This window comes from Nocardia sp. CDC159, from assembly GCF_023740735.1.
Classification (GTDB): domain Bacteria; phylum Actinomycetota; class Actinomycetes; order Mycobacteriales; family Mycobacteriaceae; genus Nocardia; species Nocardia pulmonis.
Window position 1 is genome coordinate 57,295 of sequence record NZ_JAMRXH010000027.1, and the last position, 11,944, is coordinate 69,238.

Consider the following 11,944-nt stretch of genomic DNA (forward strand, 5'->3'; position numbering starts at 1 on the left):
TTCGGTTGCGGATCGAATGCCACGCACGGTAGCCACGAGTTGGCCGGAACTGCCTCGTCACATCCGTCCCACTCGGTGTCGCGCGCAACACCCGTCCCGGTTCACCCGGGCAGGCCCGCGGTAGCGTGCGGGTCGTAGCGATAGCGGACGATTCCGCCTCCGCTACTTCGGCAGCGCGACCACCGTGAGCGAGTTCGCCCTGGGACCCGTGCCGTAGCGGCCCGCGCCGCCGCCGAGCTGTTCGGTCAGGCCCAGCGCCGTGGTGAGGCGGCCGATCTCCCGGTCGGCGTTGTCGACGGTGGTGACCGTGTTCGCCAGCTGCCCGTCCGCCCGCACGACCGCGATCGGTCCCGCGCCGTCGGCCGCGCCCGACCGACCGGCCAGCACCACGCCCGCGCCGCGGCCGCGCAGGCCGCCCGCGAACCGGCCGATGATCGAACCGCGGTTGTTCACCTCGGATTTCGCGCCGTCACCGGTCACCACGACCGCCAGCTGCGCGGGCTGCACCTCACCGAAGTTCACGAAACCGCCGCCGCGCAACGTATCCAGGATCAGCGTGCGCTCCTGCGGGGTGGCGCGCGGCTGTCCGGTGCCGGGATCGACGAGGAAGGCCAGGCCCAGCAGATCACCGACCAGACTGCCCTGATCGACCGCGCCGGTCTGCAGCTGGGCCCCGGCGGGGATCATATTGGTGGCCGCGGTCCGCAGCCGGTCGCCCTGACCGGAATCGACGAATGCCTCGGTGAGCGCGACCTTTCCGGTGACGGCCGCACCGGCGGTCGACAGCACCTTGGTGATCGCCTCGACATCGCCGTTGTCGGCGTCGGGCGTGGTGAACATCAGCACGCTGCGCCCACCCAGCGTGCCCCCGAGAATCCGGCCCGCCGATCGAGCGATGAAACCGTTGGCGGCGTTCAATTCATCGGTCAATCGGCCGTTCTGGGTGGTCAGGGCGGCGGTGCGCTGTTTGTCCCGCGACCACGGCGCGGCCTGCGCCCCGCCGTCGAGCAGATGGGAGCCGAGCAGCAGTCCCAGCGCCAGCGCCAGGAATACCGCCGCGAGGGAAATCGCATGCTGCCGTAAGGAAATCACCGAGCCCCCTCGCGCGCGCCGTGTAACAGGTCGTGCACCGAGGCCTGCGCATGGTGCCAGGTGGAGCCGACCCAGTCGAGAATCTCGTTGCCCATCTGCGAGGCCAGTACCGCGACGATGAGCGCGACCAGCGCCGCCAGCACGACCAGCGCCGCCGCCCAGGCCGAGGTGCGGTGCTGGTACAGCGTCGCGACGGCCTTGGCGTCCATGAGCTTCGCCCCGGTCTTGAGCCTGGTCAGGAAGGTGGCCGGGGTGGACTCGCGGCGGCCGCGGTCGAAGAAGTCGTCCAGCGAGGCGGCCGCGCCGCAGGTGACGATCAACGAGGCGCCGTGGTGGTCGGCCAGTAGCAGCGCCAGATCCGCTGCCGAGCCCGAGGACGGGAAGGTGGTCGCGCCGATGCCCAGATCCTGGATGCGCTCGAGACCTTTCGCGTGGCCGTCGGTGTCGGCGGGCAGGATCACCTCGGCGCCGCATTTGAGGGTCGAGGCGGTGATCTCCTCCGGATCGCCCACGATCAGATCCGGGCGATAGCCACTGCGCCGCAGGGTGTCCGCGCCGCGCCCGACGCCGATCAGGATCGGTGCGTACTCCTTCACGAACGGCTTGAGCGCCTTGAGATCGGCGTCGTGATCGGGTCCGTCGGCGACCACCACGACATGCCGGTTGCGCATCGACAGATCCAGATCCGGCACGCCCAGACCGTCGATGAGCAGGGCGCTCTCGGTGCGGAAGAACTCGATCGTATTGCCCGCGAAGGCCTCCAGATGATCCGCCAGCCCGGTGCGGGCCTCGATCATGCGCTCCGCGATCTCCGGTTCGGTCAGCTCCACCGCCTCGATGAGCGGCTCGGGCTCCTTTTTGGTGAGCCGGTCGGCGTAGACCACCCCGTTGTCGATGCGGACCTTGCTGCCGTCCTTGATCTTGGTGAACACCTCGGTGGAGCCGGCGTCGAACAGCAGGATGCCATTGGCGACCAGAACCTCCGGCCCCAGATTCGGATAGCGGCCCGACATCGAGGGGGACGCGTTGATCACCGCCGCCACCCCGGCCTCGACGAGCCGGTCCGCGGTCAACCGGTCCAGGTCCATCTCGTCGAGCACGACGATATCGCCCGGCCCCACTCGCTGGAGCAGACGCCTGGTGTTGCGGTCGGCCCGGGCGATCCCCGACAGACCGGGCAGCGTCGCGGTATTTCTCGACAACAGCGCCAGCACCTTCATGAGGTCTGATCATGACCGCGAACGCTGAACCTTTGCTGGAGGCGCGCCGCGCCGCGGTAGCACATTCGTCACTGTGATACCAGTGACGCGTGGTGACGGACGATGCGGGACAAGCGTTATGCTCCGGCTCACACATCCGAAGGAGATACGCATGGCCAGTACGACCGTCGACGCAGTCATCCCCGCGCCCCGCGAGCAGGTGTACAAGCTGTTCATCGAGCGCGACAGCTTCAACGCCTACCTGCCGATCAACTTCACCCTGAAACGGCCCGGCGCCACCGAGCGCACTGGCGTCGGCGCGCAATACAAGGTCGGCGTGGGCGGTTTCGGCATCACCGAGGAGACCATCCTGCTGGTCCCCAACGAGCGCTTCCAGTACAAGATCGTCGCCGGTGCGCCGGTGAAGAGCCACACCGGGACCGTCACCTTCGCCGACGCGCCGGGCGGGGGCACGCTGGTCTCCTACACGATGGAGTCCTTCCCGAAGCTTCCGGTGCCCGAGCGCGCCACCGAGCTGTTCCTCAAGGGCCTGATCTCGCCGTTCCTGAGCGCGGCCCGCAAGGCCGTCGCGAAATAGCCCGAATCAGCTCGCCGCGGGCGCGGCGTCCTTCTCCGCGCGGGCGGTCTCCAGCAGCTCCTCCGCATGGGCCCGGCCGGTTTCGGTGTCGTCCAGACCGGCCAGCATGCGGGCCAGCTCCTTGACCCGTTCGTCGTTGGCGAGGGCGTGCACGCCGCTGTTGACGCCCTTGCCGTCGTCGACCTTGTCGACCACCAGGTGGGTGTCGGCGAACGCGGCCACCTGGGGCAGATGAGTCACCACGATGACCTGGTGCGTGCGCGCCAGGCGGGCCAGGCGGCGGCCGATCTCGACCGCGGCACGGCCACCGACACCGGCGTCGACCTCGTCGAAGACCATGGTGGTCCCGTGTTCGGAGCTGGCCAGCACGACCTCGAGGGCCAGCATGACCCGGGAGAGCTCACCGCCGGAGGCGCTCTTGCTCAGCGGCAGCGACTGCGCGCCGGAGTGGGCGGCCAGGCGGAACTCGACCTCGTCGACACCGGTGGAGCCCGCGTGTAATTCCTTGCCGTCCATGGTGATCGGGGCCGAATCCTGCGCGCTGGCGGGCACCGGGCGCACCTGCACCTCGAGTTTGGCGCGGCCCATGGCGAGGCCGCCGAGTTCGGCGCTGACCGCGGCGGCCAGCTTCTTGGCGGCCTTGGCGCGCGCGGCGGTCAGGCGCTTGGCGGTCTCGCGCACCTGCTCGGCCGCCGCGTCGACCTCCCTGGCCAGCGCGGCCAGCGCCTCGTCGGAGACGTCGAGGGAGTCCAGGCGGCTGCGCGCGTCGTCGGCCCAGGCGATCACGCCGTCGATGTCGGGCGCGTACTTGCGGGTCAGCGTCTTCAGTTCGGCCTGGCGGTTGAGCAGCGCATCCAGCGCGCTCGGATCCGACGGCAGATCCGACAGATAGGTACTCAGTTCGGTGGTCAGGTCCACCACGACCGAGATCGCGTCGCCGAGCCGCGGCGCGAGCTCCTGCAGCGTCGCGTCATCGGCCGTCTCCAGCCGCGCCCGCGCCGTGCCGAGCAGATCCAGTGCCCCCGAACCCTCCCCGGGCGCATCGGCCGGACCGGCCAGGGCATCGTGCGCGGCGGTCGCGGCCTCGCGCAGCGAGTCCAGATCCGACAGCCGCCGCACCTCGGCCACGATGCGCTCGTCCTCTCCGGGTTCCGGTGCGATGGCGTCGATTTCGTTCAGCGAATACTTCAGCCGGTCGGCCTCGAGGGCCAATTCCCGGCCGCGCGCGGTGCGTTCGAGCAGTTCGTTGCGCGCCTGCAGCCAGGTGCGCCGGGCCAGTTGATATTTGCGCAGCAGCCCGGCCACGGTCTCGCCCGCGAACTGGTCCAACGCCCGCAACTGCTGGTCGGGGCGCTGCAGGCGCAGCTGGTCGTTCTGCCCGTGCACGGTCAGCAGCGGCGCGGTGAAATCGCCCAGCACGGCCGCGGGCACGCTGCGCCCGCCCAGATGCGCGCGTGAGCGTCCGTCGCTCGAGACCGTGCGCACCGCGATCACGCTGCCGTCGTCGTCGCGTTGCGCCCCAGCCGATTCCAGTACCTTCTCGACCTCGTCGCGGGCGTTGTCGTGCGCCTCGTCGAGGGTGAAGCGGCCCTCCACCACCGCGCGCGCCGCGCCGCGCCGCACCCGGCCCGCGTCGGCCCGGGCTCCCGACAGCAGGTGCAGGCTCGTCACCACCATGGTCTTACCGGCGCCGGTCTCACCGGTCAGACACGTCAGACCCGCGTGGAATTGCGCTGTGGCGGAGGAAATAACGCCCAGGCCGTCAATCCTGATCTCTGTCAGCACTCGTGCTCTCCGTTCGGCGGCGGCCCCGCCAGCCTGTCACGGGCAACTGGAACTTTCGAACCATCCGGTCGGCGAACGGCGCGGAATCCAACCGCACCCAGCGCACCGGCTCGGACCCCCGGACCGCCTCGAACCGCCCGCCCTTGGGCAGGGCCAAGGTTCGGCGACCGTCCAGGAAAACTATCGCATCGTGGCCCGTCGCAACAGTTTCCACCGCGATCCGGGAATCGGGGCTGGTCACCAGGGGACGCGCGAACAGGGCGTGGGCATTGCTCGGAATCACCAGCAGCGCCTCGAGTTCCGGCCACACCACCGGACCGCCCGCCGAGAACGCGTAGGCGGTGGACCCGGTGGGGGTCGCGATCAGCACCCCGTCGCAACCGAATTGCGAAACGGGGCGCCCGTCGACCTCCAGGACCACCTCCAATACACCCATCCGGGCGGCGTTTTCGATACTGGCCTCGTTGAGGGCCCATCCGCGTTCCACGATGACATCATCGACCCGGACACTGACATCTATCGTCATCCGCTGCTCGAGGCGGTAGTCGCCACGCACCACCTGGCCGAGCGCCTCGTCGAGATGTTCGGCCTCGGCCTCGGTGAGAAAGCCGATGCGGCCCAGGTTGATTCCCAGCACCGGCACCCGCGCGGGCCGGGCCATCTCGGCCGCGCGCAGGAAGGTGCCGTCGCCGCCGAGGGCCATCACCATCTCGCAGCCGACCGCGGCGTCGGGGCCGTGTTCGACCACCCGCACCGGATAGCCGTCCGGTTCACCGGCTTCGTCGCAGTCGAGTTTGGTGCTGTAGGCCTCGTCCTCGAGGACCCGCAGGCAGATTCCGGCATCGGCGAAGATCTTGGCGACGCGCTGCGCGGTCTCGATGAGCTCGGGACGGCCGGGGTGCGCGACGAGCAGAATCTCGCGTTTCACTGCGGGCCCTCCTCCACCGCGCGCCGCACCAGGGCCGCGACATCCACCTCGGGTGCGCCGCCCGTGTGCAACCACAGGAAGTATTCGACATTGCCCGACGGTCCGGGCAGCGGGCTGGCCACCACGCCGTGGGTGTGCAGGCCGAGTTCGGCCGCCGCGGCCGCGACCTCGTGCACGGCCTCGGCACGCACAGCCGGATCGCGCACCACACCGCCGGAGCCTACTCGGTCCTTACCGACCTCGAATTGGGGTTTTACCATCGGCAACAGGTCGGCCTCGGGTCCGCAGCAGGCCGCCAGCGCGGGCAGCACCAGACCCAGGGAGATGAAGGACAGATCGGCCACGACCAGCTCGACCGGTCCCTCGATCGCCGCGGCGGTGAGGGTGCGGACATTCGTCCGATCGAACACCCGCACGCGCTCGTCGTTGCGCAACCGCCAGACCAGCTGGCCGTAGCCGACATCCACCGCGACCACCTCGCGGGCGTCGCGGGAGAGCAGCACATCGGTGAACCCACCGGTCGAGGCCCCGGCGTCCAGGCAGCGCTTGCCCGCCACGCACAGCCCCTGCGGTTCGAACGCCTCGAGCGCGCCGAGCAGTTTGTGCGCGCCGCGCGAGGCCCACCGCACCTCGTCGGGTTCCTCGCGCACCAGCAGTGGCGTGCCCGCCTCGACGGCCGTCGCCGGTTTCGACGCGACCGTGCCGTTGATCAGAACGCGACCCGCGCCGATCAGCTCGACCGCATGTTCCCGCGATCGTGCCAGTCCGCGGCGCACCAGTTCGGCGTCCACCCGTGCCCGTCTGGCCACCTCAGATCTTGTCCACCGTCGCCAGGGCCCGGACCAGCACATCGTGGGCCTGCTCCAGGATGCGGGCGCGCCGGGTGATATCCACACCGGCCTGCTCGGGGTCCGAATTGCGCGCTCCCGCAGTCAATTCCGCCAGCAGCTCGTCGACCTCGGCACGGACCGCGGCCGGGTCGGCGAACTCCGCCGGATTGGCCCCGGACAGGTGCTGACCGGGCAGCGGTACCCCCGGGGTCGGCCCGGCGGCATGCGGACGAGGATGCGGCGTAGTCATGGTGCCGACAACGCTACCGGAGATGGCATTCGAACACACGTACCGACTGCGCCGACCGAGTGTGAGGCTGCACAATGTGGGGTTGTGCGAGCTGATCGAGGCGGTGCGAATCCGTGGCATACGGCCGCGACCGCGGGTATCTGGATGATCGCGGTCGTGGCGGCGGCGGAATGGCTGCATTGGCGCGCCTCCCGGCGGCTGCTCGGGGCCTCCACCGCCGCGGCCCGGACCGAAGCCGTTGTGGTGCTGGGCTTCCCGGTCCGCCCCAGTGGGCGGACCCACCCGCTGCAGCGGTGGCGATGCCGGATCGCCGCCCGTTCGCTGGATCCCCGCGCCGAGAGTGTGCTGGTCTTCACCGGTGGCGCGGTGCGCCGCGAACCGGCCGAGGCCGAGGCGATGGCCCGCTACGCCCGCGACACCCTCGGCGTGCCCGAAGACCGCATCGTCACCGAGACCAAGGCCGAAAGCACCTGGCAGAATATCGAATTCAGCATCCCGCTGATCGAGCATGCCGACCGTATCAAGATCGCCTCGGACCCCATGCACGCCGCCCGGGCCCGCCGCTATCTGGGCATACAGCGACCCGATCTGGCCGCCCGACTGGCCGCGGCCGCCGATTACCGGCCGCTGGAACGCTGGTGGCTCAAGATTCCGACCGCCGCCCACGAGCTGGCCGCCATCGCCCGCCGCAATGCCGGTCGGCTCATTCGTCATCTGGTTCCTCGGGAAGTCTTCGATCGATGACCGATTTATCGAGTTTGGGGTGTTCGAGGACGCTGCGCAGCCGGTCGATCTCCCTGCGGAGCAGGCGGTTCTCCTCCTCGAGGGAGCGAATGACGGCATGGGTCGTCGCAGGCAGGTCCTCGGGCAGAACCGGCCGCTGCTCGAGCCGATCGATGATTCGGGCGCGCAGCTCGTCCGGTACGACACCCCGGCGCACCAGAATCTGAGCCCCCACCCCCTCGCCCTCGCGGACCACACCGAGCAGCATGTGCTCGGTGCCGATATGGGAGTGCCCGAGCTGGACCGCCTCCTGCTGCGAAATCTCGAGAACCTTCTTCGCGCGCGGCGTGAAAGGGACATATCCCGACGGCCCCCGCTGCCCGCGGCCGATGATCGTCTCCACCTCCTCCCGCAGCGACACCAGATCGACACCGAAGTCGTTCAGAATCTGGGCGGCGAGCCCGTCCCCCTCGGCAACCAGCCCGAGCAGCAGATGCTCGGTCCCGATGTAGTTGTGATTGAGGGCGCGAGCCTCCTCCTGCGCCAACACCACCACCCGCCGCGCACGATCGGTGAACCGTTCGAACATGGGACCATTGTCGTCCCGCGAGTGCGCTTCCGGAGGCGATCGACCTCCTCGGCCCTCAGGAATTCGTCTGGGCCAGCGGGTATTCGACTGTCTCGACGGCACCCACCATGCACACCGCGGCGGCCGAGAAGCGCAACACTCCAATCCCGAGCGCACCCCAGCGGCGATCGGGCCCGTCCGACCGGAGTCGGTGCCGACATCGGGATGCGAAGGGCCGCCCGGCCCCGCTCACCGAAAGCGACACTTGGCTCCAAGCGGAGCCGAGTGCGCTTGCGTTCTCGTGCGCCCGACGTCGCGACGCGATGGCATCGTCCGGTCGGGGTCGGGTTCGGCGGTGGTCGGTCTCGCTCAGGAGCCGATCGGGATGGCGCGGCCCGGATGTTGTTCGAGTAGATCGGCCAGGCGGTCGACGAGGTCTTCGTCGGTGGTGGGGAGCGGGTCGGTCGGTGCGATCGGATGGTTCAGGGCATCCAGAGAATCCGATACGTAGGTGGGCAGCCGGCCGGCGGGTTGTTTGCGGAGGTCGGCCAGCGTGCTGACACCGGTGAGGACCAGCAGAGATGGTAGGTCGACGCAGTGGGCGCCATCGATGTCGGTGTCGAGGCGGTCGCCGACGACCAGTGCGCTGCGGGTGCCCACGCGGGTGAGCGCATCCTCGAGCAGCGGCGCGTACGGTTTGCCCGCGACGACCGGTTCCAGATCGGTGGCGGTGCGCAGGGCGGCGACCATCGAGCCGTTGCCGGGGGCGAGGCCGCGCTCATTGGGCAGCGTCGCATCGGTATTGGCCGCCACCCACAGCGCGCCCGCGCGCAGGGCGTAAGCGGCCTCGGCGAGGTCCGGCCAGGCGGTCTGCGGCGAATGTCCCTGGACGACGGCATCCGGCGCCGCGCCGTCGAAGCGACGGATCGGGCGCAATCCGACCCGTTCCACCTCGGCGGCCAGGTCGTCGGTGCCGACGATCAGCACGGTCGCACCCGGATCGAGCCGATTGGCCAGCACGTGGGCCGCGGCCTGCGCGCTGGTGACCACCTCCTGTTCGGTGGCGCCGAAGCCGAGATCGGCGAGGTGGGCCGCGACCGCGGTGGCGGAGCGGCTGGCATTGTTGGTGACATACATCAGCCGCTGTCCCGTATCGGCCGAAAGCGCTTCGGCCGCACCGGGAATGGCGTCATGGCCGCGATACAGCGTGCCGTCCAGGTCCAGCAGCAGCGCGCCGAACCGTTCTCGTAACCGTGCCACTCCATCCACCTGCTTCTGCGTTGCGGTCGTGCTACTCGGCGTCGTCGTCGGTCGCGGCCAGTTCCTCGGCCCGCTCCTCGGCGTCGGTCTCCCCGTCGAGATCGGCGGAGGCGGCATTGAGGAACCACTTCAACGCCTCGTCGGAGCGCCCGGCGGCGAGCAGGGCCTCGGCGTAGGCATAGAAGAGGCGGGCGGCCGCCGAACCGGTCCGGGCCGGATCCAGATCGGGGGTCTGCAGGGTGACGACGGCCTGGTCGTACTGGCCCAGATCCATCCGCGCACCCGCGACCACGATCCGCAGCTCGGTGGCCTCGTCGCCGCTGAGCTGGCGAGCCTCGTCGCCGCGGCCCAACTCGATTGCCCGCTCGGGACGGCCGAGGCCGCGCTCGCAATCCGCCATCACGGCCAGCAGACCGGTACCGCCCTGCATGCGCCGCGCGGTCCGCAGCTCCGACAGCGCCTCGGCCCATTCACCCGCGTGATAGGCCGTGACACCGGCGGTTTCGCGCACGACGGCGATGCGCCCGGCCCGCTGCCGGGCGGCCCGCGCATGGGCCAGCGCCTGCTCCGGATCGTCCTCGATGAGCCGCACGGCCATCACCAGATGGCGCGCGACGGTCTCGGCATTGCTCTTGTCCAGGCTCAGCAGATCGCGCCGCACAACAGGGTCGAGATCGGATGCCTCGACGTCCTCGGGCAGCGACGGCTCATCGGGCCGCCCGGCCCGTCGATCGCCGCCCCGGCCGCCGGACACCCACGCACCCTCGCCCCCACGCCGACGCTCGGGCACGAGTTCACCCTCGTCCGCCGCGTCCTGCGCATCGTCGGCTTCGCCACGCTCCGAGGCGGATTCGTCCGACTGCCTCGCCGTCACGGCATCGGCGCTGCCCGCCGCGTCGAGATCGTCATCCTGCGCCAGTTCGCCGCGTGCATCGCTCTCCCGAGACTCGTGCTCGAACCGATCATCCCGGTCGGAGGCGACTCCATCTTGCCCCGAGCCGCGACGCTCATCGTCGCGATCGAAATCGTCGCGCTGGCCGCCCCGGCGGAAACCACCACGCTCGCCCTCATCACGCCCCGAACCGCCACGCTCATCACCGCGATAAAAACCGCCTCGCTCATCACCACGACGGGAACCGCCCTGGTCGTCGCGACGGAAACCGCCACGGCCGGAACCACGTTCGTCATCGCGGCGGAACCCACGACGGTCGTCATCACGGCGGAAGCCGCCACGCTCGTCGTCACGGCGGAATCCACTGCGCTCATCATCGCGGCGGAACCCACCGCGGTCGTCGTCGCGACGGAAACCGCCACGGCCCGAGGCACCCTGGTCGTCGCGACGGAAACCACCACGACCCGAGCCACCCCGCTCATCATCACGACGGAAACCACCACGACCCGAGCCACCCCGCTCATCATCACGACGGAAACCACCACGACCCGAGCCACCCCGCTCATCATCACGACGGAAACCACCACGACCCGAGCCACCCCCCTCGTCATCGCGACGGAAACCACCACGGCCGGAACCACCGCGCTCGTCATCGCGACGGAAACCACCACGGTCATTGTCACGACGGAAACCGCCTGGCCGCGAACCACTTTGATCCTCACGGCGGAACCCACCGCGACCGGAACCGCCACGTTCGTCATCGCGACGGAACCCACCGCGGTCATCGTCACGACGGAAGCCGCCACGGCCAGAACCGCCGCGCTCGTCATCGCGACGGAAACCACCGCGATCATCGCCACCAAAGCCACCGCGACCCGAGCCGCCACGCTCATTGTCGCGACGGAAACCACCGCGGTTGTCATCACGACGGAAACCGCCACGACCGGAACCGCCGCGCTCGTCATCGCGACGGGAACCGCCCTGGTCGTCGCGACGGAAACCGCCTCGACCCGAATCGCCGCGCGCATCGTCCCGTCGGGACCCACCGCGGCCGAAATCGCGGCGATCGTCATCGCGGCGGAAACCGCCGCGCCCCGAGCCGCCCTGATCGTCGCGACGGAAGCCGCCTCGACCGGAATCATCGTTGCGACCGTAACCGCCCCGGCCCGAACTGCCGCGTTCGTCGTCTCGGCGGGAGCCACCGCGGCCGTAACCGCCGCGCGCGTCACCGCCTCGGTGGTCGCGGTCCGAATCCTCGCGGCGGAAGCCGCCCGACCTGCCGGAGCCGCCCGATCCCTGACCGGACCCGCTACGGCGGAACGGCTTCCGACCGTCGTTCTGCTCCGACACGGTGATCCCTTTCTCTGCTTCTCGTTGCCCGGCCACCGGATGATGTGCGCGAGGCCGGGCCGCGGGCCCGCCTACTCGAATTCAATCACGCGCGCACGCTCCGCCACCCATGGCATCGGGCCCGGGCGCGCGGCGACAGGCTGCTGAACGTCGAAAAGGGGGCCCGCGATATGGGCCCCCTTTTCGGGAAGTATGTCCGGCGGTGTCCTACTCTCCCACACCCTGTCGAGTGCAGTACCATCGGCGCTGGCAGGCTTAGCTTCCGGGTTCGGAATGGGACCGGGCGTTTCCCCACCGCTATAACCGCCGTAACTTTATGAAACTGTACACAGCAAGCCAAGACCCAGGAGCACAAACACTCCCATCCCTCGTCTTCTGGTATCTGTGTGTTGTTTCAGATACCGCACAGTGGACGCGTAGCACCTTTGTTGGTAAGCCCTCGGCCTATTAGTACCGGTCACCTACACCC

10 protein-coding genes, 1 rRNA gene and 2 pseudogenes are annotated in these 11,944 nt (G+C 69.7%); 3 read left to right on the plus strand and 10 right to left on the minus strand.

Going from position 1 to position 11,944, the window contains the following annotated elements; genetic code table 11:
* Nucleotides 1–162 precede the first annotated feature (162 nt).
* On the minus strand, nucleotides 163–1,092 hold the full coding sequence (locus NDR87_RS35320; protein ID WP_251918346.1) for a copper transporter: 930 nt from the start codon (nucleotides 1,090–1,092) through the stop codon (nucleotides 163–165).
* Nucleotides 1,089–2,312, minus strand: coding sequence for a putative cytokinetic ring protein SteA (gene steA / locus NDR87_RS35325; RefSeq protein ID WP_251918348.1), 1,224 nt, complete (start codon nucleotides 2,310–2,312; stop codon nucleotides 1,089–1,091). Before steA ends, NDR87_RS35320 begins: the two co-directional genes overlap by 4 nt.
* Before the next feature lie 151 nt (nucleotides 2,313–2,463).
* Here steA and NDR87_RS35330 point away from each other — a divergent pair, with 151 nt between their 5' ends.
* On the plus strand, nucleotides 2,464–2,889 hold the full coding sequence (locus NDR87_RS35330; RefSeq protein WP_251918349.1) for an SRPBCC family protein: 426 nt from the start codon (nucleotides 2,464–2,466) through the stop codon (nucleotides 2,887–2,889).
* Between the two features lie 6 nt (nucleotides 2,890–2,895).
* Here the strand turns inward: NDR87_RS35330 and recN are convergent, their stop codons facing one another.
* From recN to NDR87_RS35350, 4 genes are read right to left on the minus strand one after another with little or no spacing between them, the layout of a single operon-like run.
* A complete protein-coding gene (recN, locus tag NDR87_RS35335) occupies nucleotides 2,896–4,674 on the minus strand; it encodes a DNA repair protein RecN (protein ID WP_251918351.1) in 1,779 nt (592 codons plus the stop codon).
* Nucleotides 4,652–5,602, minus strand: a complete 951-nt coding sequence (locus NDR87_RS35340) for an NAD kinase (protein WP_251918353.1) — start codon at nucleotides 5,600–5,602, stop codon at nucleotides 4,652–4,654. Before NDR87_RS35340 ends, recN begins: the two co-directional genes overlap by 23 nt.
* Nucleotides 5,599–6,411: a TlyA family RNA methyltransferase gene (locus tag NDR87_RS35345; RefSeq protein WP_251918355.1), complete on the minus strand. Its 813-nt coding sequence runs from the start codon at nucleotides 6,409–6,411 to the stop codon at nucleotides 5,599–5,601. The genes NDR87_RS35340 and NDR87_RS35345 overlap by 4 nt, the downstream gene beginning before the upstream one ends.
* 1 nt (nucleotide 6,412) lies before the next feature.
* A complete protein-coding gene (locus tag NDR87_RS35350; protein WP_251918357.1) occupies nucleotides 6,413–6,682 on the minus strand; it encodes a hypothetical protein in 270 nt (89 codons plus the stop codon).
* Between the two features lie 84 nt (nucleotides 6,683–6,766).
* Between NDR87_RS35350 and NDR87_RS35355 the strand changes: the two genes are divergently transcribed.
* A complete protein-coding gene (locus NDR87_RS35355; RefSeq protein ID WP_251918359.1) occupies nucleotides 6,767–7,426 on the plus strand; it encodes a YdcF family protein in 660 nt (219 codons plus the stop codon).
* 142 nt (nucleotides 7,427–7,568) lie between these two features.
* On the opposite strand, the pseudogene NDR87_RS35360 reads toward NDR87_RS35355, so the two are convergent.
* The 3 genes and pseudogenes from NDR87_RS35360 to NDR87_RS35370 form a co-directional block, all read right to left on the minus strand.
* Nucleotides 7,569–7,994: pseudogene (locus tag NDR87_RS35360) on the minus strand (Clp protease N-terminal domain-containing protein); the annotation flags it as partial.
* A 348-nt stretch (nucleotides 7,995–8,342) separates the two neighbouring features.
* Entirely contained in the window at nucleotides 8,343–9,233 is an 891-nt protein-coding gene (locus NDR87_RS35365; protein ID WP_251918361.1) for an HAD-IIA family hydrolase, read from the minus strand.
* A gap of 31 nt (nucleotides 9,234–9,264) precedes the next feature.
* Nucleotides 9,265–10,011 (minus strand): annotated as a pseudogene (locus NDR87_RS35370) (hypothetical protein); the annotation flags it as partial.
* A gap of 171 nt (nucleotides 10,012–10,182) precedes the next feature.
* Between NDR87_RS35370 and NDR87_RS37970 the strand changes: the two are divergent.
* On the plus strand, nucleotides 10,183–11,622 hold the full coding sequence (locus NDR87_RS37970; RefSeq protein WP_372494392.1) for a hypothetical protein: 1,440 nt from the start codon (nucleotides 10,183–10,185) through the stop codon (nucleotides 11,620–11,622).
* Nucleotides 11,623–11,669: 47 nt separating this feature from the next.
* Here the strand turns inward: NDR87_RS37970 and rrf are convergent.
* A 5S ribosomal RNA gene (gene rrf / locus NDR87_RS35375) occupies nucleotides 11,670–11,786 on the minus strand.
* Nucleotides 11,787–11,944: the final 158 nt, after the last annotated feature.

Bases quoted from the DNA above. Each gene is read 5' to 3' on its own strand.
- NDR87_RS35330 (WP_251918349.1), top strand. From the start codon at position 2,464: ATGGCCAGTACGACCGTCGACGCAGTCATCCCCGCGCCCCGCGAGCAG.
- steA (WP_251918348.1), bottom strand. From the start codon at position 2,312: ATGAAGGTGCTGGCGCTGTTGTCGAGAAATACCGCGACGCTGCCCGGT.
- NDR87_RS35350 (WP_251918357.1), bottom strand. From the start codon at position 6,682: ATGACTACGCCGCATCCTCGTCCGCATGCCGCCGGGCCGACCCCGGGG.